19 protein-coding genes are annotated in these 21,937 nt (G+C 72.7%); 10 read left to right on the forward strand and 9 right to left on the reverse strand.

All coding sequences use genetic code 11. The features are described from left to right. Window positions 1-13 precede the first annotated feature (13 nt). Window positions 14-1,450, reverse strand: coding sequence for a dihydroorotase (locus BJ971_RS11180; RefSeq protein WP_184992231.1), 1,437 nt, complete (start codon window positions 1,448-1,450; stop codon window positions 14-16). A 77-nt stretch (window positions 1,451-1,527) separates the two neighbouring features. On the opposite strand from BJ971_RS11180, the gene BJ971_RS11185 reads away from it, so the two are divergent. The 10 genes from BJ971_RS11185 to BJ971_RS11230 all read left to right on the forward strand — a co-directional run bounded on the left by BJ971_RS11185 (window position 1,528) and on the right by BJ971_RS11230 (window position 14,377). Then, the gene (locus BJ971_RS11185; RefSeq protein ID WP_184992233.1) at window positions 1,528-2,721 is read left to right on the forward strand and encodes a CaiB/BaiF CoA transferase family protein; all 1,194 of its coding nucleotides are present in this window, start codon (window positions 1,528-1,530) and stop codon (window positions 2,719-2,721) included. Then, complete coding sequence (locus tag BJ971_RS11190; protein WP_184992235.1) at window positions 2,722-3,489, forward strand: cyclase family protein; 768 nt, start codon at window positions 2,722-2,724, stop codon at window positions 3,487-3,489. It abuts the gene before it with no gap. Beyond that, entirely contained in the window at window positions 3,486-4,862 is a 1,377-nt protein-coding gene (locus tag BJ971_RS42040; protein WP_184992237.1) for an MmgE/PrpD family protein, read from the forward strand. The genes BJ971_RS11190 and BJ971_RS42040 overlap by 4 nt, the downstream gene beginning before the upstream one ends. 214 nt (window positions 4,863-5,076) lie before the next feature. Beyond that, window positions 5,077-6,714 carry a WxL domain-containing protein gene (locus BJ971_RS11200; protein ID WP_184992239.1) on the forward strand — a complete coding sequence of 546 codons (1,638 nt, stop codon included), beginning with the start codon at window positions 5,077-5,079 and terminating at the stop codon, window positions 6,712-6,714. Between the two features lie 74 nt (window positions 6,715-6,788). Continuing rightward, window positions 6,789-7,760 (forward strand): WxL protein peptidoglycan domain-containing protein, encoded by a 972-nt coding sequence (locus tag BJ971_RS11205; protein ID WP_184992241.1) that lies wholly within the window; start codon window positions 6,789-6,791, stop codon window positions 7,758-7,760. Then, on the forward strand, window positions 7,757-8,854 hold the full coding sequence (locus BJ971_RS11210) for a hypothetical protein (protein WP_184992243.1): 1,098 nt from the start codon (window positions 7,757-7,759) through the stop codon (window positions 8,852-8,854). The genes BJ971_RS11205 and BJ971_RS11210 overlap by 4 nt, the downstream gene beginning before the upstream one ends. After that, a complete protein-coding gene (locus BJ971_RS11215) occupies window positions 8,851-10,173 on the forward strand; it encodes an ABC transporter substrate-binding protein (protein ID WP_184992245.1) in 1,323 nt (440 codons plus the stop codon). The genes BJ971_RS11210 and BJ971_RS11215 overlap by 4 nt, the downstream gene beginning before the upstream one ends. Then, window positions 10,160-10,882, forward strand: a complete 723-nt coding sequence (locus tag BJ971_RS11220; RefSeq protein ID WP_184992247.1) for an ABC transporter ATP-binding protein — start codon at window positions 10,160-10,162, stop codon at window positions 10,880-10,882. The genes BJ971_RS11215 and BJ971_RS11220 overlap by 14 nt, the downstream gene beginning before the upstream one ends. Next, the gene (locus tag BJ971_RS11225) at window positions 10,879-13,695 is read left to right on the forward strand and encodes a branched-chain amino acid ABC transporter permease/ATP-binding protein (protein WP_184992249.1); all 2,817 of its coding nucleotides are present in this window, start codon (window positions 10,879-10,881) and stop codon (window positions 13,693-13,695) included. Before BJ971_RS11220 ends, BJ971_RS11225 begins: the two co-directional genes overlap by 4 nt. 19 nt (window positions 13,696-13,714) lie before the next feature. Beyond that, entirely contained in the window at window positions 13,715-14,377 is a 663-nt protein-coding gene (locus tag BJ971_RS11230; RefSeq protein ID WP_184992251.1) for a neocarzinostatin apoprotein domain-containing protein, read from the forward strand. A 70-nt stretch (window positions 14,378-14,447) separates the two neighbouring features. Here the strand turns inward: BJ971_RS11230 and glnII are convergent, their stop codons facing one another. From glnII to BJ971_RS42045, 8 genes are all read right to left on the reverse strand, one after another. Continuing rightward, on the reverse strand, window positions 14,448-15,479 hold the full coding sequence (gene glnII, locus BJ971_RS11235; protein ID WP_184992253.1) for a glutamine synthetase: 1,032 nt from the start codon (window positions 15,477-15,479) through the stop codon (window positions 14,448-14,450). Window positions 15,480-15,838: 359 nt separating this feature from the next. Continuing rightward, on the reverse strand, window positions 15,839-16,036 hold the full coding sequence (locus BJ971_RS11240; RefSeq protein WP_184992255.1) for a hypothetical protein: 198 nt from the start codon (window positions 16,034-16,036) through the stop codon (window positions 15,839-15,841). 886 nt (window positions 16,037-16,922) lie between these two features. Further along, on the reverse strand, window positions 16,923-17,666 hold the full coding sequence (locus tag BJ971_RS11245; RefSeq protein ID WP_184992257.1) for a maleate cis-trans isomerase family protein: 744 nt from the start codon (window positions 17,664-17,666) through the stop codon (window positions 16,923-16,925). After that, on the reverse strand, window positions 17,663-18,304 hold the full coding sequence (locus BJ971_RS11250) for a hypothetical protein (protein WP_184992259.1): 642 nt from the start codon (window positions 18,302-18,304) through the stop codon (window positions 17,663-17,665). Before BJ971_RS11250 ends, BJ971_RS11245 begins: the two co-directional genes overlap by 4 nt. A gap of 1 nt (window position 18,305) precedes the next feature. Beyond that, window positions 18,306-19,064 carry an SDR family oxidoreductase gene (locus tag BJ971_RS11255; RefSeq protein WP_184992261.1) on the reverse strand — a complete coding sequence of 253 codons (759 nt, stop codon included), beginning with the start codon at window positions 19,062-19,064 and terminating at the stop codon, window positions 18,306-18,308. Further along, window positions 19,061-19,984: a hypothetical protein gene (locus BJ971_RS11260; RefSeq protein WP_184992263.1), complete on the reverse strand. Its 924-nt coding sequence runs from the start codon at window positions 19,982-19,984 to the stop codon at window positions 19,061-19,063. The genes BJ971_RS11255 and BJ971_RS11260 overlap by 4 nt, the downstream gene beginning before the upstream one ends. Further along, window positions 19,981-20,673: a hypothetical protein gene (locus BJ971_RS11265; protein ID WP_184992265.1), complete on the reverse strand. Its 693-nt coding sequence runs from the start codon at window positions 20,671-20,673 to the stop codon at window positions 19,981-19,983. Before BJ971_RS11265 ends, BJ971_RS11260 begins: the two co-directional genes overlap by 4 nt. Window positions 20,674-20,746: 73 nt before the next feature. After that, complete coding sequence (locus tag BJ971_RS42045) at window positions 20,747-21,937, reverse strand: aromatic ring-hydroxylating dioxygenase subunit alpha (protein ID WP_184992267.1); 1,191 nt, start codon at window positions 21,935-21,937, stop codon at window positions 20,747-20,749.

A 21,937-nucleotide genomic window follows, 5' to 3' on the forward strand; every position in this document is an offset into this window, starting at 1 on the left:
GGCCCCCGGCCCTTCAGCGCGCCACGAACGCTCCGCGCGGGGTTCCGGTCACCACCCCGTTCGCGTACGCGAGCCGGCCGCGCAGCACCGTCGCGACGGGCCAGCCGCGGACCTTGTGCCCCTCGAACGGGCAGTGGTCCTGCCCCGAGAGCAGCAGCTCGGCCGTCACCTCCCGCTCCAGGTCAGGGTCGACAACGGTCAGGTCTGCGTCGTAGCCGACGAGCAGGTTGCCCTTGCGCCCCTCCAGGCCGTACGCGCGGGCCGGGTTGCCGGCGGCGAGCTCGGCGACCCGGGCGGGCGACAGGCCGCGCTTGTGCATCCCCTCGCTGATCAGGATGGGGTAGAGCAGCGCGGTGCCGCCGAAGCCGGGCAGGGCCGGCCAGAGCGCGTCGCCCTTGTTCTCCTCCAGGCAGCAGGCGTGGTCGGAGGCGACCCAGTCGATCGAGCCGTCGAGCACCCCGGCCCAGAGCGCCTCGGTGTCGGCCGCCGACCGGATCGGCGGGTTCACCTTGCCGCCCAGGCCGCCCCGGGCGTCGAGCTCCTCGTGGGTGAGGCAGAGGTGGTGCAGCGTCACCTCGAGGCGCATGTCGGTGCCGGGCATCGCGGCCCGGGCCTCCCGCGCCGCGGCCAGGGCCTCGCCGGAGGAGAGGTGCAGCAGGTTGACCGGGCAGCCGGTGGCCCGGGCCAGGGTGGTGGCCTCGCCGATCGCCACCCGCTCGGTCAGCGGTGGGCGCGCGTCCGAGTACGCCCGCAGCGTCTGCGGGTCGCCCGCCGCCCGCACACGATCGATGAAGAGCCGCATCAGCTCGGCCTGTTCGCAGTGCAGCGACAGGGAGATCCGCCGGTCGCCGGCGGTGGCGCCGGCCGCCGCGACCGCCTCCATGAGCTGGTAGAGGTGGCCCAGGTCGTACTCGTCGCTCATGGTGAACGCCTTGGCGTCGCGCGAGTCGGCGGCGAGGTTGAATCCCTTGTAGAACATGTAGTACTTGAAGCTCGACACGCCGTGGCCGTCGACGAGGGCGGGCACCTCGCGCACCTGCGCGGTGTCCATCGGCGCGAGGTGGAAGCCGTAGTCGGTCCACGCGTTGCCGGCCACCGCGCCGAGCACCTCGGGCAGGATCTCGCCGTACGGGCCGGTCCTGTTGAGGTAGTGCTGGCCGGTGCGGAAGTAGGAGAGCACCGTGGTGGCGCCGCCGACCAGCGACGAGCGGGTCTCCTGCGCCGCGTCGACCTCCAGCGGCCGGTAGATGCCGAGGTGGAAGTGGGCGTCGACGGCGCCGGGGAAGACCAGCCTGCCGGTGGCGTCGAGCACCTCGTCGCCCTCGGCGGCCGGGATCTCGTCGGCGATCGCGGCCACCTTCCCGTCCCGGGTGGCGAGGTCCGCGCGGACCGTGCCGAGGTAGGGCAGCACCAGCGTGCCGCCCCGGACCACAAGTTCGTAACGGCTCATGCTCCGATGACCTCCCTCTGCGTTTCGCACACTGTAACGAGGTTTCCATCACCGGAACAGAGCGGTTAGGGTGTGCCATGCCCGCCTCTCCGCTGGACGGCGTCCGCGTCGTCGACGCGTCCACCCTGTTCGCCGGCCCGCTCGCCGCCACCGTCCTGGGCGACTACGGCGCCGACGTGGTCAAGGTCGAGCACCCCGGCAAGGGCGACCCCGCCCGCGGGCACGGCCCGGCCAAGGACGGCGTGCCGCTGTGGTGGACCATGCTCGGCCGCAACAAGCGGACCGTCGGCCTGCACCTCGGCAAGCCGGCCGGCGCGGCGGTCGCCCGGCGGCTGCTCGCCGGCGCCGACGTGCTGATCGAGAACTTCCGCCCCGGCACCCTGGAGCGCTGGGGCCTCGGCCCCGACGTGCTGCACCGCGACAACCCCGGCCTGGTCATCGCCCGCGTCACCACGTACGGCCAGACCGGGCCGTACGCCGGCCTTCCCGGCTTCGGCACGCTCGCCGAGGCGATGAGCGGCTTCGCGGCCATCACCGGCCCGGCCGACGGCCCGCCAACGCTGCCGCCGTTCGGCCTCGCGGACGGCATCGCCGCGCTCACCTGCGCGCAGGCCGTGATGACCGCGCTGTACCACCGCGACGTGCACGGCGGCGGCGGTCAGGTGATCGACCTGGCCATCGTCGAGCCGATGCTCACCGTGCTGGGCATGCAGGCGATGGTCTACGACCAGCTCGGCGTCGTGCAGCGGCGTACCGGGAACAGGTCGGTGAACAACGCGCCGCGCAACACGTACCGGACCCTCGACGGGCGGTGGGTGGCGATCTCGACGAGCGCGCAGGCGATCGCCGAGCGGGTCATGCGGCTGGTCGGGCGCCCCGAGCTGATCGACGAGCCGTGGTTCGCCACCGGCGCCGCGCGGGCCGCGCACGCCGACGAGCTCGACGAGGCCGTCGGCTCCTGGATAGCCCGGCGCGACCTGGCGACCGTGCGGGAGGCTTTCGACGAGGCGCAGGCCGCGGTCGCGCCGATCTACGACATCGCCGACGTCTTCGCCGACCCGCAGTTCGCCGCGCGGGACTCGGTGACCACGGCCGACGACCCGGCGCTCGGGCCGGTGCGGATGCCCGGCCCGCTGTACCGCCTGTCGCACACGCCCGGCCGGATCGCCTGGACCGGCCGCGAGCTCGGCGCGAACACCGACGAGGTGCTCGCCGGACTCGGCTACGACGAGGACGAGCGGGCCGCACTGCGGGCCGAAGGAGTCATCTGAATGAAGGTTTTCGATCTGGCCCAGCCGATGCGGCGGGGCATGCCGCAGTCGCCGAACCATCCGGCGTACACGCACGCGCTGGTGCGCCGGCACGGCGACCGGGTGCGGCCGGGCGGCGGCTCGGCGGCCAACGACATCCTGGTGACCGGCACGCACGTCGGCACGCACATCGACGCGCTCGCGCACGTGTCGCAGGACGGTCTGCTGCACGGCGGGGTCGTCGCCGCCTCCGTGCAGTCCGACGCGGGGTTCTCCCGCCTCGGCATCGACGAGTTCCCGCCGTTCGTGGGCCGGGGCGTGTTCCTCGACGTGGCGGCGCTGCACGGCGTACCGGTGCTGCCGCCCGGCTATGCGGTCACCGCGGCCGAACTGTCCGCCGCGGCGGGTGACCTCGGGATCGGGCCCGGCGACGCGGTTCTGGTCGGCACCGGATGGTCGCGGCTCTTCTCCGACCACTCCGCCTTCGTGGGAGCCGAGTCGGGGGTGCCGGGCGTCGGCGAGGACGCGGCGCGCTGGCTGGTCGAGCGCGGCGTGGCGGTCACCGGCGGCGAGACCATCGCGTACGAGGCGATCGCGCCCGGCGCGGGACACGCGACCCTCCCGGTGCACCGGATCCTGCTGGTCGAGGCCGGGATCCACATCGTCGAGACGATGCTGCTGTCTGGGCTCGCCGACGCCGGCGTGACCGAGTTCCAGCTGATCCTCGCCCCGCTCAAGCTGGTCGGCGCGACAGGTTCGCCGGTCCGGCCGCTGGCGGTGGTCCCGTGACCGGCACGCTCGCCGCCCGGCTCGGCGAGTTCGCGGCGGCGGTCGAGCCGCCCGCCGAGGTCCGGGCCGACGTGCCGCGGCGCGTCCTCGACGTGCTCGGCAACGCCCTCGCGGCCTACGCCGAGCCGGACGCCGGCGCCGCGAGGGCGGCCCTCGCGACGATGACGCGCTGGCGGGGCGTGCCCGAGTCGACCGTGATCGGCTTCGGCGCCCGGCTGCCGGCGCCCTCGGCGGCGCTGGTCAACGGCGTGCTCGCGCACTCGCTCGACTACGACGACACGCACCTGCCGTCGGTGCTGCACCCGAGCGCGTCGGTGGTGCCGGCCGCGCTCGCCGCGGCCGAGGCGGGCGCGCCCGGCGACCCGGTCGCCGCGATCGCGGCCGGGATCGAGGTGACCAACCGGCTCGGCATGGCCGGGCTGGACCCGTCCAGCGGGGCGAACCTGTTCTTCGAGCGCGGCCAGCACGCCACCTCGATCTGCGGCACGATCGGCGCGGCCGTCGCCGTCGCCCGCCTCTACGGCCTGCCGCCGGGCGGGATCGCCGACGCCATCGGGATCGCGGCCTCGATGGGCGCCGGGGTGCTCGAGGCCAACCGCACCGGCGGCTCGGTCAAGCGGGCGCACTGCGGCTGGGCGGCGCACGCCGGTGTGGTGGCGGCGACCCTCGCCGCCGACGGGCTCACCGGGCCGCCGACGGTCCTGGAGGGTCGTTTCGGCTTCTTCGCGGCGCACACGGGTGTCTTCGACGCCGACGCCGTGACCGACGGGCTGGGCGAGCGGTGGGAGCTGCTGCGGACCGTCTTCAAGCCGTACCCGGCCAACCACTTCACCCACCCCGGCATCGACTGTGCCCTCGCCCTGCGCGCCCGGGGACTGCGTGCGTCCGATGTGGAGTGTGTCGAGCTCGGCGTGGCGGAGCCCGTGCTGCGCACGATCGCGGAGCCGCCCGCGGAGAAGGCGCGCCCGCGCACCGGGTACCACGCGAAGTTCTCCGGGCCGTACACGATCGCCGTCGCGCTGACCGGCGGCGGCGGGCTGGGCGTCGGCCTCGACGACTTCGCCGTGCTCGATCCCGGGCGCCTCGACCTGGCCGCCCGGGTGCGGGTGTACGCCGACGCCGCGGCAACCGAGGCGTTCCCGCGCGCGTTCGCGGCCGTGCTGCGCGTGCACACCCGCGACGGCGGCGAGCTGTGCCACCGGGTCGCGGGCTCGCGCGGCGGGCCCGGGAACCCGCTCACCGCCGAGGAGGTCGCCGCGAAGTTCACGGCCAACGCGTCGCGGGCGCTGTGCGCCGACCGGGTGGCCGCGCTCGCGGCCGCCGTCGGCCGGCTCGCGGACGGCGGAGCGGTGTCGGAACTGTTTCCGGCCTGACCCGTTATGGGAAACGGTGTATCGCAGGGCGAGATACGGCCGTCCGGAGGCTTGACACGGCAGGTGGGCCGGACTTTATTGAAACCACGCCAATGGAAGACGCCGTTTCCTCTATGGAAACACGGGAAGCCGGATGCGTACCGCGCGCCAGCGCACCGATCGCCGGAGGCTCGGCGGCCGGTGCTCCCACCTGAGAGAGGGGACGCGGCACCACATGAAACAGTCCGCACGCAAGGCCATGACGGCTGTGGCGGCGGCGCTCGTCGCCATCGCCGTCGGGGCGGCGCCGGCCGCCGCATACGGGCCGACCGCCAACTCCCTCGGTTGCCGGCTCTACTTCGGCAACACCGGCACCGGCAGCTCACCGACGACGTGGAACGACACCTTCACCCTGACGCAGACGCCGGCCTCGCCGACGCCGGGCCAGACCGTGACCGTGACGTTCACCGCCGTCGCCGGGCCGAACAACGGCCCGGTCCCGCTGGTCCCGGGTGACGTGCCGGTCAAGGTCACCGTCAAGATCGCGGGTAACCAGACCGGGACGCTCGTCCTCAACCAGGCGACCTACCCGGCGGTGGCCACGGCTCCGGACGCACCGCTCGGGCCGATCAGCGCCACCGGCACCTTCGTCGCCGGCTCGGCCGGCGCGGGCACACTCACCGTCGCCCAGGTCACCTTCGCCAACACGTCCGCGGCGACCTACTGCTCCAACGCCGGGGACCGCGACCACAAGGCCGCACCGCAGGACACCACGATCGTGCAGGGCTTCTCCGTCTTCAACGGCGGCGCGACGATCACCTCGGTCACCGGCCAGACGGTCACGGGCCACGCCCGGGCCGGCAACACCATCAACTACTCGGTCACCGGGTTCGCACCCTCCGCGGCGCTGACGTCGTCGCTGAGGGACGGCACCGGTGGCGGTACGGGGCAGGGCAGCGGTACGGGCACGACCGACGCGACCGGTGCGGGCACCGGGTCGATCGCCGTACCGACCGGGGCAACGGCCGGCAGCCGGACGGTGGCCATCACCGACGGCACCAACACGGTGACCGTACCCATCACCATCCTCGGTACCCAGACGATCTCGATCACCCCGACCGGCGGCGGGATCGGCACGGCCGTCACCGTGACGGGCACCAACTGGAACCCCGGCAGCACCGTCTCGGTGCGCGGCTACAAGCCGCTCACAACAGCGCCGCCGCCACCGGCCAGCGCCGACCCGGCGGTCACCGCGACCGCGTCGGGCACGGGCGGCTTCACCGCCGCGTTCACGGTCAACGACCCGGCCACCGCGTACCTCGGTGCCCAGGCCGGGAGCCTGTTCGCCACGGCCGTCTGGACCGCCTCGGCGGACTCCTGCGTGGCCATGGCCGGCGGCAACTGCTCGCTCTCGTACACGGTGTCCGAGACGGTCACGGCCGGCTCGCTCGCCATGTCGCGCGGCGCCGGCAGCAGCTCGATCACGCTCGGCGGCGTCACGCTCAACGGCTCGGTGCAGTCGGCGACCGGCAACCTGCCGGCGATCAACGTGACCGACTACCGGGGCAGCACCTTCGGCTGGAGCCTCACCGCCGCGGTCACCGACTTCAGCGGTGTCCCGGCCGGCTCGATCCCGAAGTCGGCGCTGACCTGGACGCCGGCCTGTGTCGCGCACACCGGGGCGACGAACGCGGTCACCGCGGTGGCCGGTGCCGCCGGCGCGGCACTGGACGGGGCGACGCTCTGCTCGGCGCCGGCCTCGGCGTCCGGCACCGGCGGCTCGTTCGACGCGTCGGCCGGCCTGGCCCTCGCGGTGCCCGCGAACCAGCTCGCGGGCGCGTACTCGGCGACACTCACCGTCACGTTGAGCTGAGCCACGACAGTCGGGTGGGGGCGGTCCGCCAACCGTCCCCACCCCACCACCCGCAGGAACGGAAGGGGCTCGGCATGCGGTTACGCGCGATCGCCGCCCTCGGCGTCGTCGTGGCGCTGGCGTGGCCGGCCGCACCGGCCGCCGCGGCCGGAAACGGCGAATGGGCCGTCACACCCACCCCGGCGGCCAAGGCCGGCCCGACACCGCGGGTCTACTTCTTCCTCGACGCGAGCGCCGGCCAGACCCTCAAGGAGTCGGTGCGCGTCGTCAACCTCGGCAAGGCGCCCAAGTCGTTCCTGCTCTACGGCGCCGACGCGTACAACACCGCCCGGGACGGCGGCTTCGCCATGCGCACCAGCACCGAGCCGCAGCAGGGCGTCGGCGCCTGGGTCAAGGCCGCGGCGGCCCGGGTGACGGTGCCCGGCGGCGCGCAGGCGGACGTCCCGTTCACCATCACCGTGCCGGCGAACGCGACCCCCGGCGACCACGTCGGCGGCGTCGTCGCCATGGAGACCGAGGCCGGCGCCACCACCGAGGCCGACGGCGCGACCGTGCGGATCCAGCGGGCCGTCGCCGCCCGGGTCTACCTGCGGGTGGCCGGCACCGTCGTGCCCGGCCTGGCCGTGCCGTCGGTGCGGCTGGACCTCGCCGCGCCGCTGCTGCCGCACGCCGCCGACGGAGAGCTCACCTACCAGGTGGCCAACGTCGGCAACGCGCACCTGGTGCCGACGGCGACGGTCCGCGCGACCGGCCTGCTCGGCCACCGGGTGACGCTGACCGGGACGACGCCGTCCGGCGACTTCGTGCCCGGCGCGAAGGGCACCTTCGGCATGCGGGCGCGCGGCGCCTGGCCCGTCGACATCGTCACCGCGTCGGTGGTCGTGCGCGCCGACGGCGGTGTCTACGCCAAGCGCACCGACCGCGCCCTCGTACTGTCCTGGACCGCCCTCGCGATCCCGGTGGCCGCCGCCGCGGCCGCCTGGTGGCTCCTGAGCCGCCGCCGGCGCAGCAGAACGCTGCGGGCGCGGGGCCCGGTGACCGGATGAGAAGGGTGGCGATCCTGGCGGCCGTCCTCCTCGTCGCCGCGCCGGCGACACCGGCCCGGGCGGGCGGCCTGACCGCCGAGCTCTCCACCGACCGGGCCAGGACCGGCGACACTGTCCGGATCACCGGATCCAGCTGGCCCGCCGGGCAACTCGTCCAGGTCGTCACCTGCGGCGAGGGCGGGCTCACCGGCTCGATCGCCTGCGACAACCGCACCGCGCTGGCCACCCCGGTCCGCGCCGACGGCACGTTCCGCATCGACATACAGGTCGGCGACCCGCCCCGGGCCTGCCCGTGCGTCGTGCACATCGGACTCGTGCAGGGCGCCGACGACTCGGCGGTGAACCTGCCGCTGACCATCACCGGTCACGCCTCGGGCCCGCTGCCCAGGACCGCGGCCCCGCCGCACGTGCTCACGCTCCAGGAGGCGCGGCTCTCCGGCGGGTCCCTCCTCGCCTGGTTCGGCTGGCCCGACCACCTCGAGCTGACCTACACCGTGCGCAACCCGTCCACCGCCACGCTGACCAGCGCCACGCTCAGCGCGCGGATGGCCGGCAACGGCAACGACGACATCTTCTACCAGGCGCCGGTCGGCAACATCGCGCCCGGGCAGAGCCGGACCTTCGTCGTGCCGGTCGAGATACCCCCGCTCGCCTTCGGCAGGTACGCGATGGGCGTCGACATCGGCGGCCTCGCCGTCGGGCGGGCGCACCACCAGGCGTACCCCTGGGGTCTGTTCGTCCTCAACGCGGCCGGGGTGCTGCTGATCGTCTGGGGCGTGCTGCGCCGGCTGCGCAAGCGGCGGCGGTTCGCCGAGCTGAGCGCGGCCGACGCGGTGCTGCCGGCGGTCGTGCGGCTCGGCGGGCTCGGCGCGTTCCTGGTCTTCGACGACGCCCCGATGGCCGGCCGGCTGCGGCGCCACGCCGGCGGAATGCTCAGCACCGAGGGGCTGCGGACCCTGATCGGCGCGGGCGGCGGCGCGCCGGGCGGCGGCGACTCCGTGCTCGACCTCTCCGCGCTCGGGCACGTGCTGGCCCGCCGGTACCCGCCCGGGCCGACGCTGGGGGACACCCTTCTCGAGGAGGACAGCCGATGACATCGCTGCCGGTACGCGCGGGCGCGGTGCTGGTGGCCTGCGTGCTCGCGTACACGAGCTGTGGTGCCCTGATGCCCGGCGCGGCCGCGCCGGAGGCGGCCACCGGGAGCGGCCCGGGCGTCACCGACGACGCGGTGAAGGTCGTCTTCATCGGCACCGACCTGTCGAAGACCGCCTCGCTCACCGGCTTCAAGGACCCCGACGTCGGCGACCCGGAGAAGCAGGTCGCGGCGCTGGAGTCGTACATCAACGCGCACGGCGGCATCGCCGGGCGCAGGCTCGACGCGGTCTTCCGGAACTACGAGGCGAGCAACGACTCCCCGGCCGCCGAGACCACCCTGTGCAGCAGGATCACCCAGGACGACAAGGCGTTCGCCGTGGTGCTCACCGGGCAGCTCCAGCCCAACGCCCGGCCCTGCTACGCCCAGCGCCGCACGCTCATGCTCGACGCCACCCTGATCGCCAACGACAAGGGCACGTTCGCCTCGCTGGCGCCGTACCTCTGGACCGGCTCCTTCCCCGAGTACGACGCGTTCGCCACCTCGTTCCTCGCCGTGCTCGGCCGGGAGAAGTTCTTCGACGGCCGCAAGGCGGCCGGCGTCGTCGCCGCCGACAGCCCCGCCAACCGGGCCGTCTACGACGGCATCGTCGCACCGGCGCTGGCCGAGCTCGGCGTCGCCGGCACGGTCGGCTGGGTCGACACCACCGACCTGGGCACCCTCAACACCGGGCTCAACCAGGCCGCCGTCAACTTCCGCGGCAAGAACATCGACCGGGTGTTCTTCCTCGGCGGCGCCCGGATCGCGCCGTTCTTCATGACCACCGCCGCCGCGCAGAACTTCACCGCCCGCTACGGCGTCTCCACCTTCGACAACCCGGCCTTCATGGTCGCGAACCCCGGCACCATCCCGCCGGCCGCGCTCAAGGGGATGGTCGGCGTCGGCTTCGCGCCCGCCCTCGACGTGCCCGACAGCCGGCTCGCCTTCCCGGACACCGACGCCGAACGCGACTGCCAGGGCATCTTCGCCGCCGCCGGGATCGACTTCCGGCGCCGGGAGAACGCCCGGGTGGCGTTCGGCTACTGCGACGCGGCCCTGCTGCTACAGGCGGCCGCCAAGGACATCGGCCCGGACCTCAACGCCGCGGCCTGGGGCCGCGCCGCGCAGGCCCTCGGCACCGGCTTCGCGACGGCGATCGGCTTCGGCGGAAAGCTCGGACCCGGCCGGTACGCCGCCGGCAGCGGATACCGGGTTTTGAGGTACGACGACGCGTGCACCTGCTTCGCCTACACCGGCGAGGTGGCCGATGTCGGTGCTTGAGGTGACCGGCCTGTGCGGCGGGTACGGCGCGATCCAGGTGCTGTTCGGTGTCGACCTGGCCGTCGCGGCCGGCGAGACCGTCGCCCTGTGCGGCCCCAACGGGGTCGGCAAGTCCACGCTGGTCCGGATGGTCGCCGGGCTCAGCCGCCCGTCGGCCGGGCGGGTCGCGCTGCGGGGCGAGGACATCACCGCCGTGCCCGGACCACGACGGGTACGGCTCGGCCTGTCCACGGTCATCGGGCAGCAGGCGTTCGGCACGCTGTCGGTGCGGGACAACCTGCGGATGCACGCGTACCCGAACGGCCGGGACGACGAGCCGCGGGAGGCCGCGGTCGACGGTGCGCTCGCCGTCTTCCCGCGCCTGGCGGCCCGCGCCGAACAGCCGGCCTCGACGCTCTCCGGCGGCGAGCGGCAGATGCTGGTGCTCGCCAAGACCCTGATCCAGAGGCCGGCCGCGCTGGTCATCGACGAGTTCTCGCTGGGCCTCGCGCCGGTGGTGGTCGGCGGCCTGCTCGAACTCGTGCGGCGGCTGGGCGCGGTCGGCGTGGCGACGCTGCTCATCGAGCAGTCGGTGAACGTGGCGATGTCGGTCGCCGACCGGCTGCTCTTCATGGAGCACGGCACGATCATCGCCACCCACACACCCGCCGAACTCCGTGATTCCCCCGACCTCGCCCGCCGCCTGGTGCTGGGTGGTCACGCGGCATGACCTTCGCCGGTTTCGACTTCGGGCCTGACAGGATCGCCATAGGGCTGTTCACCGGCCTGACCTACGGGCTGCTCGCGATCGGGCTGGTGCTCGTCTACCGGTCCAGCCGCTTCGTCAACTTCGCGCACGGCGCCATCGGCGTCTTCGGCGCGGCGGTCCTCGCCCGCCTCGCCGGCGCCCTCGGCTACTGGGCGGCGCTGCCCATCGCGATCGCGGCCGCCGCCGGCCTCGGCGCGCTCACCGAGGCGACGGTCGTGCGCCGCCTCCACCGCCGGCCCCGGGTCATCGGCATGATCGCCACGCTCGGCCTGGCCCAGTTCATCCTCGTGCTGGCCCTGGTCGTCGACCGCTCCAGCTTCAGCGGCGCCACGTTCCCGAAGCCGCCCGGCCTCCCGTCGTTCCACATCGGAACCACCGTCATCGGCCCGTCGCTGACCGCGATGCTGCTGCTCACCCCGGCGCTGCTCGCCGCGCTCGCCTGGTTCCTGCGCCGCACCCGCTTCGGCATCGGCATCCGCGCCGCCGCCGACCACCCCGACGCGGCGACGGTCAACGGGGTCGCCGCGCACCGCATGGCCGGCCTCGCCTGGGGCATCGCCGGCGCGGTCGCCGCGTTCTCCGCCATCCTGCTCACCCCGACCCAGGGCGTGCAGTCCATCGACTCGCTCGGCCCGGAGCTGCTGCTGCGCGGCCTGGCCGGCGCGGTCATCGCCCGGATGGCGTCGCTGCCGATCGCGTTCGCCGCCTCGCTCGGCGTCGGTGTCCTCGAACAGATCCTGCTCTCCGGCCAGACCGCCGGCTTCGTCGACGTGGTGCTCGGCGCGGCCATCCTCATCGCGCTGCTGCGCCAGAGACCGTCCGGGCGCCGCGACGCCGACCCGCCGCCTTGGCGGCGACCCGCCGGCGGCCCGGACCCCTGGGCCCGCGCCGGCCTCGGCCTGCTGCTCGCGGTCGGCGTTCTTCTCGCGTACGTGGTGAGCAACGCGACCGCATCGGTACTCACCGAGGTGTTCGGCTACGCCCTGGTCGGCCTCTCGGTGATCCTGGTGACCGGCGTGGCCGGGGAGCTGTCGCTGGGCCAGTTCGCGTTCGCCGGCATCGCCGCCGCGGTCTCGGTGCGGGTCGCCTCGGCCACCGGCAACATGTTCCTGGGAGTGCTGGCCGGCTGCGCGGCCGGCGCGCTCTCGGCGGCCGTCGTCGGCCTGCCCGCGCTGCGCCTGCGCGGCGTGGCGCTGGGCGTGACCACCCTCGCGTTCGCGCTCGCGACCAGCGGCTGGCTGCTGCGCCGGCCGTGGCTGCTCGGCGACGGCCTGGCCACGCCGTACCCCGTCTGGGACGGCTACGTGGTCAGCGTCGCCACCGACTACTACCTGTTCGCGCTGATGCTGCTGGTCATCGGCTGGTGGGTGACCTCGCGCCTGCGGGCCGGCGGCTTCGGCCGCCTCCTGCTGGCCCTGCGGGACAACGAGGAGGCAGGCAGGGCGCTGACGGTCGCGGCGCCCCTGCGCAAACTTCAGGCGTACGCCGTCTGCGGCGCGCTCGCCGGCCTCGGCGGCGTGGTCATCGGCTTCGGCCAGTCCCAGCTGAGCGTCAACAACTTCCCGGCCTCGGCCAGCATCGACGCGGTGGCGCTCGCCGTGGTCGGCGGCATGGCCCGCAACAGCGGCGCCCTGCTGGGCTCGGCCGTGATCGTCGGCCTTCCCGCGCTGGTGCCGCTCGGCATCCCCGGCCAGGCGGCGCTGACCCTGGGCTGGCTCCTGGTGGTCCTGCTGCTCCCCGACGGCCTAGGCGGCCTACTGGCAGACCAGCGCCGGCGACTGCCGGACCTCCGGCGCGGTCGGGAAGGCGGTGGCCCCGGCACACCCCCCAGTCACCCAGGGCCACCTCCCACCGCCACCGCACCCGACCCGGTCCCACCTTCGACCGCCACCGCACCCGACCCGGTTGCGTTCCCGTCCGCTACCGCGACCGCTTGGGGGAGCGGGCGGCTGCCTGCGGCGCCGCTTGTTCATGACGGCACGGGTGTTCCGCTGTTGCAGGTTGTCGGGCTGCGGCGGGCGTTCGGCGGTGTACGTGCCGTCGACGAGGCCGGCTTCGCCGTGGCCGAGGGTGAGATCGTCGGGATCATCGGGCCGAACGGTGCCGGGAAGACGACGCTGTTCGAGATCCTCGCCGGGTTCACCGCCGCACAGGGCGGGGCCGTCCACTACCGCGGGCGGCCGGTCACCCGGTGGGCGCCCGAGCGGCGCGCCCGGCACGGGCTGGTCCGGTCCTTCCAGGACGCCCGGCTGTTCCCGGCCATGACCGTGCGGGAGGCGGTGATGGTGGCGGCCGAGAAGCGGGCACCGTCGCGGCTCGTGGTCGACGTGCTCGGCGCCACCGGACCCGAGGAGGCCAAGGCGGCCCGAACCGACGAGGCGCTGCGGGTCATGGGGCTGGACGCCCACGCGCAGCGCAGCGTCGGCGAGTTGTCCACCGGCACCCGGCGCATCGTCGAACTCTGCTGCCTGCTGGTGCTCGAACCGCGCCTGATGCTGCTCGACGAACCCTCGTCGGGGCTCACCCAGGCAGACGGCGCGGCCCTCGGCGATCTGCTGCTGCGGATCCGCGCCGAACTCGGCACGACCGTCCTGGTGATCGAGCACGATCTGCCGCTGCTGTCCCGGGTGGCCGACCGGCTCATCGCGATGGACGCCGGCCGGGTGATCGCGCAGGGAACCCCCGACGAGGTGCGCGCCCACCCCGCGGTCGTCCTGTCCTACCTCGGCACCGATGAGGCTGCCGTGGCCCGGTCCGGCGCGCCGGCCGGCTAGAAGAGCGATGGAGGAACCGATGGCCCTTACCCACATCACCCGCCGGCTGGCCGCGTCGGCCGCGGCCGGCCTCGTGCTGGCCACCATGATCGTCCTGGTCGACGGCGCGCCCGCGGCGGCCGCACCGACCCTGCACGTCTCGAAGACCACCGGCCTCGCCGACGGCGAGCAGATCACCGTGTACGGCACCGGGTTCACCAAGAATTTGCAGCAGATCGCGCTCGGCCAGTGCATCAAGAACCCGAAGGGCCCGACCGACTGCAACCTCTCCGGCGGCTCCCAGTTCACCAACGCCGACGCCAACGGCAAGACCCCGACGCTGACGCTGAAGATGGCAAAGGAGTTCAGCGGCCACAAGTGCGCAGGCGGGGGCTGCGTGATCGCCGCTCAGATCCTGCCGTCGACCGCCTCCGAGGACGTCGTCAACGCGAACAAGGCGTCGGTCCCGATCACCTTCGGCACCGGCTCCACCAAGACACCGACCCCCACCGCGACCACCTCACCCGCCGCCGGCGCGACGACCGGCAGCACCTCGGCAGCCGGCGACGACAACCTGCCGACCACCGGACCGGGCCTGCAATGGGCGACCATCCTGCTGATCGGCGCCGCGTTCCTGCTGCCCGGCATCGGCCTGATCGCCGTCCTGCCCGCACGGCGGCGCCGGATCGCCCAGCTCCGCTGAGGACGGGGGCGGTTCAGGGCTGTGGGACCTTCTTTGCGCGGGGAGGGTTCCACAGCCCCGATCCGTCGGGTCAGACCTGGCCGGCCTTCTCCAGCGCGGTGCAGCAGGTGTCGACGATCAGGCGGGTCACGAGGTAGGGGTCGACGTTGGCGTTGGGGCGGCGGTCCTCGATGTAGCCCTTGCGGTCCTTCTCGACCTGCCACGGGATGCGCACCGACGCACCGCGGTCCGAGACGCCGTAGCTGTACTCGTTCCACGGGGCGGTCTCGTGCATCCCGGTCAGGCGGTCGTCGATGCCGGCGCCGTAGTTCTTGACGTGGTCCAGCGGCTTGGAGCCCTCACCGAGCGCCTCGCACGCGGTGATGATCGCGTCGTAGCCCTCGCGCATCGCCTTGGTAGAGAAGTTGGTGTGCGCGCCGGCGCCGTTCCAGTCGCCCTTGACCGGCTTCGGGTCGAGGGTGGCGGAGACGTTGAAGTCCTCGGCCGTACGGTAGAGCAGCCAGCGGGCCACCCAGAGCTCGTCGGCGACCTCGAGCGGAGAGACCGGGCCGACCTGGAACTCCCACTGGCCGGGCATGACCTCGGCGTTGATGCCGGAGATGCGCAGGCCGGCCTTGAGGCAGTTGTCCAGGTGAGCCTCGACGATGTCGCGCCCGAAGATCTCGTCGGCGCCGACGCCGCAGTAGTAGCCGCCCTGCGGTGCCGGGAAACCGCCGACGGGGAAGCCGAGCGGCCGCACGCCGTCGAAGAAGGTGTACTCCTGCTCGATGCCGAAGATCGGCTCCTGCGCGGCGAACCGCTCCGCCATCTCGGCCAGTTCGGCGCGGGTGTTGGACGCGTGCGGCGTCAGGTCGATGTTGAGGACCTCGCACAGCACCAGGATGTCGCCGTCGCCGCCGCGGATCGGGTCGGGACAGGTGAAGACCGGCTTGAGCACGAGGTCGGAGGAGTGTCCCACGGCCTGGTTCGTGGAGGACCCGTCGAAGCCCCAGAGCGGCAACTCGGCGCCCTTCGCGTCGTCCTCGAAGATCTTCGTCTTGGAGCGGAGCTTGGCCGTCGGCTGCGTGCCGTCGATCCAGATGTACTCAGCCTTGAAGCTCACGATCCACATCCTTCGGGTGGTGCTGACAGCGGCACCGGGGCGCCGTGGGACGACAGGGAGCCTGTCGACCTGCGGTTTCCCGGCCGTTGCCCGTATGTGAACGCGGTGTTACCTGGGTGTGCCCATGGTCACGCGCCGGAAGCGCCAGCACGGCATGGGCGGCGGCGCGCTCCCCCAAACCGCGCAAACAGACATGGGTCCGACGTCGCCGACCGCTTCAGCGTGGCCCCGCGCAGGTCGGCGGCCCGGCCACCGCTACCTACTGCCAGACCACCGAATCCGGAACCGCCGCCTCGGCGGCCGAGACCGCCTCCGCCAACGTGTGAAATCCCCGCGAGTCCGGCCAGAAGAGCCTGCCGTCATCGGGCCACCCCGGCCGATGCCGCACGTAGTACAGCTGGCCCTCCTCGTTCAACTCCGGAAACCTCCCCTGGCTCGAGGTCACCGCCGGCCTCCGCCACGGCATACCAGAAGTCGAAGTCGAGCCTGACCACCCGCACCGTCGTGGGCGCGATGCCGTCGTACAGCCACACGCCTGTCGCGACGATCGCCTCCATGCATCGAGCGTAACCAGGCCATCAGAACGCCCTGGGCTCCTCAAACTCCGAGGCGGCGGAGCTCGCCCGGGCGCGAGGAAACGGGACCGGTGCCGGTCGGTGAGTCCCACCCGACGGCTGGTCTCGCCTGGTGGGTGCCCCTGAGCTGATCCCACTGGGCTGGTGGTTCTGTTCGTCGGGTGTGTCTGTGCGGGTCCGGCCTGGCGGCGGGTCTCCGGCGGATGCCTCTGGTCGGTTTGCGCCTGGCCGGCCGCCTTGTTGGGCGAGCACGTATGCGCGGGCTTCCTGCTGCCTGGAGGTTCGCTCTGGTCGCCGGTCCGCCGGTCGAAGCGTGGTGACGCGTCGTGGTGGGTCGAGATGGTGCGGTTCGGCGCCGGGCGCCGGGCCGGCTCGACCGGAACTGGCGCGGGCGGCCGGGTGTGCCGCGGACTCGCCGGGTGTGACTCGTCCGGGCCTGCGGCGGTGTGCTCATCTTGTCGGCCGGCCAGCTGGCGCAGGCGCCGGGCGTGGCGTTGAGTAAGGCCCCATGCGCGGTGTCGCTCGTGGTCGCGGCGGAACTGGTCGCGCTCGGGGGAATAGTTGCGGGATGCGGTGCGGTCACGCATGGCGGCCAGTTCGCTGCTGGTGAAGAATTGAAGCTGCCGCATGGATTAATTGTCCCGGATCGGCCGACGGTTGTCCTTTCCGGATCCGCTTTCGATCATGCCAACTTGTCGAAGACAAACGCTGGACGAGGAATGGCTTCTTGATTAGACGGCCATGCAATGAAGCCAGAACGATGCGCGCCTGGGCCGACTGCTCGGTGGAATGCAGCCCGCGTAACCGGTGCGCAGGCCCGGGTAATCCATTGAATCAGTCTCCATCGGTTAATGGAGAACCTTCGACCTCAGAAGTCGCGGAGGAGGGTGCCGGCGCCGTACACCTTGTCGGTGATGTTGTTTTCGCGGAGGGCCATCCACCAGGTGGCGGCGTTGATGGCGATTACCGGTTTGCCGAGCCAGCGTTCGGCCTCGTCGGCGAGGCGGACCATTGACAGGTTGGTGCCGCATTGGACGATCGCGTCGATGTCGGGGGCGTTGACGGCGAGGATGGCGCGGCGGAGTTCGGGTTCGGTGACGTGGGCGATGGATACCGCTGTCGGGCACTTGAGGCCCTCGATGTTCGCCACCTCGAAGCCGATCTCGCCGAAGAAGCGCACCACGTTGGCGTCGCCGATCGGCTGGTAGGGGGTGACCACGCCGATGCGGCGGGCGCCGTACAGGTTGAGTGCTCGTTCGCAGGCCTCGGCGCCCGTCGCGACCTCCAGGCCGGTGATCTCGTGGATCTGGCGGACGAACTCGCGGTTGCCCTCGACGCCGCCCCAGAACGTCTCGGCCGACATGCCCATGACCATGTAGTCGGGTTCGCAGGTGAGTACCCGCTCGCAGGCGGAGCCGATCTCGGAGCGGATCTGCACGAGCAGGTTCTCGAAGTTCGCGTCGTCCGACAGGTCCTGGTTGCGGATGTGGATGCGGGAGAAGTGCGCGGTCACGCCCGCGACCGTCATCGAGTAGAAGTCGGGCTCGACGATCGTGTTGGTGGACGGGGCGATGACGCCGAACTTTCGGCGCCAGCCGAGTGCGTCGGTCATACGGGTTCTCCAACGGTCGTCACGGCCGGTGCGCGCACCGTGAGCCACGCCGCGGTCAGCAGCGCGAGCTGCGCGGCCGTGTTGAGGGACTGTTCGAGCCACTGGTAGGCGACGGTGTCGTGCGCGGCCGAGCCGCGCAGCGGCACCAGCGAGGTCACCAGGACCAGGCCGAGGACGTACAGGGAGACGGCACACCATCGCCGTTGGCGGGCCGCGATGACGGCGGCGAGCACGCTCACCGCGGTGACGCCGAGCACGGCCAGGATGAACATCGGTTGCAGGCTGCCGACCAGTACCGATGTTCCGGCGGCGAGCGTGAAGGTGAGCGCGAACGGCCAGACACGCACCCGCGCGCCGCGCCGCACGGCGACCGCGAGGGCCCAGACGAGCAGGGCGGCGCCGGCGGCCATGAGCGGGAACAGGGCCTGCTCCAGCAGGCGGGGGTCGCCGCCGCCGGCCGCGACCGTCAGCTTCCAGGCGCACTTGGCCAGCCCGCCGGCGCCGATCAGCAGGGCGCCGGCGAGCCCGGCGGTGCGGGCCGGGCCGGCCGGTACGGCGCGGGTGAGCAGGACGAAGCCGGCGAGGCCGAGCAGGACGGGCACGAAGTCCTCGACGGCCAGCCAGATCGGATAGTCCATCTCAGTCCTCGGCGAACAGGTCGCGCCTGCGGAACCCGGCGGTGGCGAAGCGGTAGGCCGCCTTGGGGCCGGTCAGCCAGGCCACCCGTCCGCCGTTCCTCGTGCCGGCAAGGACGCGGTCGGCGAGCCACGGCGCGACGGTCTCGACCCGGTCGGCGAGGATGTTGAAGATCTTCTTCGCCTTCTCGAACTCCTCGGGGGAGTAGTCCCGGGTGAGCAGGTCGGTGACGACCATCCCCGGCGACAGCAGGCCCACCTTGACACCGGTGTCCCGGAGCTCGCGGGCCATGGCCTTGGTGGCGTAGGTCAGGCCGCGCTTGGTGGCGCCGTACGGCGTGAGGCCCACGACGATCTGCCCGTTCGAGCCGAGACCCTCCATGTTCCAGAGCGCGCCGTGCCCCTGTTCGAGCATCGCGCCGAGAACCACCGCGCTGGCCTGGAGGGTGCCGCGCAGGTTCACGTCGACGACGGCGTCGATCTCGGCGGCGGGTAGCTCCCACAGCGGCCTGCGGCTGGTGGACAGCCCGGCGTTGTTGAGCCAGATGTCGACGCGGCCGAACCGGTCGACGGTCGCGTCCCACAGCTTGCGCACGTCCTCGCGCGACGTGACGTCGGCGACCACTCCGAGCGTACCGTCGGGGCCGTCGGCGGCGGACCGCCCGCAGAAGGCCACCGACGCGCCGCGCGCGGCGAACGCGTGGACCAGGCCCTTGCCGATGCCGCGGGTGCCGCCGGTGACCACCACGACCGGGGCGGTCACGGCGCCCACTCCAGCAGCCCGTGCAGCACCGAGTCGAGGCGCGCGCCCTCGAAGAGCTGGTACACCACCGACAGCCGCCGGCCCGCGGACATGCCCGGGGACGCGTCGACGGAGAACTCCCGGCCCTTGATCTTCCACACGTCGGTCAGGTGGAGCGAGGAGAAGGAGGCACGACCGAAACCGATGGCATTTCCGTACGCGCCGGGGCCCTCGAAGTGGAGGTCGTTGCCGTCGCGGCGGGTCTCCACCGCGAACTCCCGGTCGAGGCCCGCGCCGTCCCAGGTGATCAGGCGGCGGGTGCGCAGCAGGTCGATCGGCTCCAGCCCGATGGTGACCCGCACGGTGCCGCGCAGCTTCTGGTCGGCGCCCCACAGCTCGCAGTCGCCGGCGTAGGCGCCGGCCTCCTTGGTGGGCAGGATGTACGGCACCGGGCCGCACCGGGTCTCGTTGTCGATCAGCTGGTCGACGAGCGCCGGGTCGCGGGTGTACACGCCGTTGAAGCAGCCGACCACCGACCAGCCCTGGTACAGCACCGACGAGTAGACCTGGGTCTGTTCGTCGGGCAGCACCTGGTTCCAGGTGTTGAGGTCGACCTGCCAGCCGGGCCCGTAGTAGTGCGAGTCCACGAAGGACCCGTACGGCTGCCCCGTGCCGAAGAAGTCCGGCCCGGTGTACACCCGGTTCGCGTCCGAGTCGATCACACCGAAGGAGAACGGCGCGCCGAGACGGAACCGCCCCGCCAGGGCGCCGCCGCCGATCAGGCCCCCGTCCATCCGGTACGTGGTGACGCCGTCGGCGAACTCCGACGACCGCCGGATCTCCTCGAAGCCGCACCACGTGCCGGTGTGGTCGAAGAGCGACGGCCGCCCGTGCCACTCGCCGGCGATGCGCTGCTGCCAGACGGAGGGCTGGGCCGTCATCGGTTGTCCACCAGTTCGAGGCGGACCGACTCGCTCTGCTCCTCGCCGAGCAGGCGCACGGTCTGCGCCCAGACCGGGTCGATCTCGGGGCTGAACAGCAGCGCCCGGTGTGCCGCGTCCCGCTCGGGGTCGACGGCGGCCTTGACGTCCGAGGCGAGCAGCTCGAACCAGTGCCCGAGGTAGCCGTCGACCGCGTCGCCGATCCCCTCGAAGGCGTCCCGGGTCGCGCGGTTGACAAGCATCCAGGGCGACATCAGCGCGTACTGCCGCGGGGTGAGGTGTGCGGGGGTGAGCCCGTCGCGGGCGCGCACGTCCTGGTACAGCGCGGTGAGCGGCTCGTAGACCGTGTCCAGGTAGGGCAGCGAGGTGGCCAGGTCGACCCGGGGGATCAGGTCGAGGTGGAAGGCGTAGTTGTCGCCGTTGGCGACGGAGTCCAGCGTGAAGTGCGGTACGGCCGAGTCGGGCGCCGTGAACGCGAAGATCATGTGGCTGTCGAGGCCGATCGGCGGGACGGCCAGCGCCACGTTGACCGCCTTCACGACGGGACCGTCGCCGTGCCAGACCCGGATCCGGCCCACGGGCGCGGGGCTCATCGCCGAGGTCAGATCCCGGTCGCTGGACTCCTCGAGGGAGAGCCCGGCGAGAATCTTGTCGAGGGTGGTCGTGGCAAGGTCGGCGGGCAGGCTCATGCCATCGCCTCCGCTGGCGCTCCGGCGATGACATTCGTCGGGTGCTGAGTTGATGACTCGCTCGCAGGCTCGCTCATTTGATCTCCTCGTCGGACGGGCCCATCAGCTCGGCGGCGGCGACGGTCGGGTGTTCGCCGCGCGCCTTGTGCACCCAGGCGCGGGCCAGCTCGGGGTTCTCCCGGCGGGCCGGCGACGGGATCACCGTCGCGGTGCGCCGCGGCACGTCCCCGGTGATCTTGTCGTCGTCGGACAGCAGCCAGCCCTTCTCGGCCAGCTCCTGCCGGCGCCGCCGGTACTGCACGGCGATCAGGTCGCTGCGGATGTGCAGTTCGGCGCCGAGGTCGAAGGGGAGCAGCTCGGGCCGGACCTTGTCGACGACCTCGGCGTCCTCGTAAAAGATCTTGAGGGTGCGCTGGATGGCGTTCTTGTCGGCCCATTTGCCGGTGAAGAACGTGCGCAGCGCGACCCACTTGACCAGGGTGTGCGTCTCGTCGATCGGGATGTTCGTGTCGTAGATGATCAGGTCGCCCAGCGGCAGCCGGACGTGCAGCTTGATCATGTTCGGCAGCATCCAGCCGGCGGACGTGGTGACCGGCGGCCGGTTGTTGAGGTCCTGACCGCGCATCCGGGCGAACCTGCCCCAGATGCCCCGCGGCGCCGGCGGGTACAGGTCGACGGTGGCGAACGCCGACCACTCGTCCGGCTGCTCGAGCTCGTACTCGGGCACCTCGGGCTTCTCCGGGTTGCCGAACGCGCCGGCGTGCACGAACGGCGCGTGCGCGATGTCGCAGCCGTTCTCCAGGATCCGCTCGTAGTTGGCGTTCCACAGGAACTCGCCGGTGACCGCGCGGAACCGGCCGCCGTTCTCGACGAGATCGTCGAACTCGGGCCAGACCGGGATCGGCGGCCGCTCCTCCTCGGGCAGGTCACCCAGGTAGACCCAGACGAACCCGTACCTCTCCTGCGCCGGGTACGAGTCGACGCGGGCCTTGCGCGGCACGGGCCGGTCGGGCTGCGCCGGGATCTTCACGCACTGGCCGTCCGGCTGGTACTGCCAGCCGTGGTACGGGCAGACGACGCAGTCGTCCTTGAGCCAGCCGCCGGAGAGCGCCGCGCCCCGGTGCACGCACAGGTCGGACAGCGCGACGACCTTCCCCGACGGCGTGCGGTAGATGGCGAGGTGCTGGCCGAGCACGGTGACCCGGGCCGGCTTGTTCGTGACGCGGTCGGCGAACTCCACCGCGTACCAGAAGTTCTTGAGCAC

The sequence above is a fragment of the Amorphoplanes digitatis genome (assembly GCF_014205335.1).
Classification (GTDB): Bacteria; Actinomycetota; Actinomycetes; order Mycobacteriales; family Micromonosporaceae; genus Actinoplanes; species Actinoplanes digitatus.

Bases quoted from the DNA above. Each gene is read 5' to 3' on its own strand.
- BJ971_RS11260 (WP_184992263.1), bottom strand. From the start codon at position 19,984: ATGACGGCCCAGCCCTCCGTCTGGCAGCAGCGCATCGCCGGCGAGTGG.
- BJ971_RS11180 (WP_184992231.1), bottom strand. From the start codon at position 1,450: ATGAGCCGTTACGAACTTGTGGTCCGGGGCGGCACGCTGGTGCTGCCC.
- BJ971_RS11220 (WP_184992247.1), top strand. From the start codon at position 10,160: ATGTCGGTGCTTGAGGTGACCGGCCTGTGCGGCGGGTACGGCGCGATC.
- BJ971_RS11190 (WP_184992235.1), top strand. From the start codon at position 2,722: ATGAAGGTTTTCGATCTGGCCCAGCCGATGCGGCGGGGCATGCCGCAG.
- BJ971_RS11205 (WP_184992241.1), top strand. From the start codon at position 6,789: ATGCGGTTACGCGCGATCGCCGCCCTCGGCGTCGTCGTGGCGCTGGCG.
- BJ971_RS11185 (WP_184992233.1), top strand. From the start codon at position 1,528: ATGCCCGCCTCTCCGCTGGACGGCGTCCGCGTCGTCGACGCGTCCACC.
- BJ971_RS11200 (WP_184992239.1), top strand. From the start codon at position 5,077: ATGAAACAGTCCGCACGCAAGGCCATGACGGCTGTGGCGGCGGCGCTC.
- BJ971_RS11265 (WP_184992265.1), bottom strand. From the start codon at position 20,673: ATGAGCCTGCCCGCCGACCTTGCCACGACCACCCTCGACAAGATTCTC.
- BJ971_RS11245 (WP_184992257.1), bottom strand. From the start codon at position 17,666: ATGACCGACGCACTCGGCTGGCGCCGAAAGTTCGGCGTCATCGCCCCG.
- BJ971_RS11210 (WP_184992243.1), top strand. From the start codon at position 7,757: ATGAGAAGGGTGGCGATCCTGGCGGCCGTCCTCCTCGTCGCCGCGCCG.
- BJ971_RS11250 (WP_184992259.1), bottom strand. From the start codon at position 18,304: ATGGACTATCCGATCTGGCTGGCCGTCGAGGACTTCGTGCCCGTCCTG.
- BJ971_RS11225 (WP_184992249.1), top strand. From the start codon at position 10,879: ATGACCTTCGCCGGTTTCGACTTCGGGCCTGACAGGATCGCCATAGGG.
- BJ971_RS11215 (WP_184992245.1), top strand. From the start codon at position 8,851: ATGACATCGCTGCCGGTACGCGCGGGCGCGGTGCTGGTGGCCTGCGTG.
- BJ971_RS11240 (WP_184992255.1), bottom strand. From the start codon at position 16,036: ATGGAGGCGATCGTCGCGACAGGCGTGTGGCTGTACGACGGCATCGCG.
- BJ971_RS11230 (WP_184992251.1), top strand. From the start codon at position 13,715: ATGGCCCTTACCCACATCACCCGCCGGCTGGCCGCGTCGGCCGCGGCC.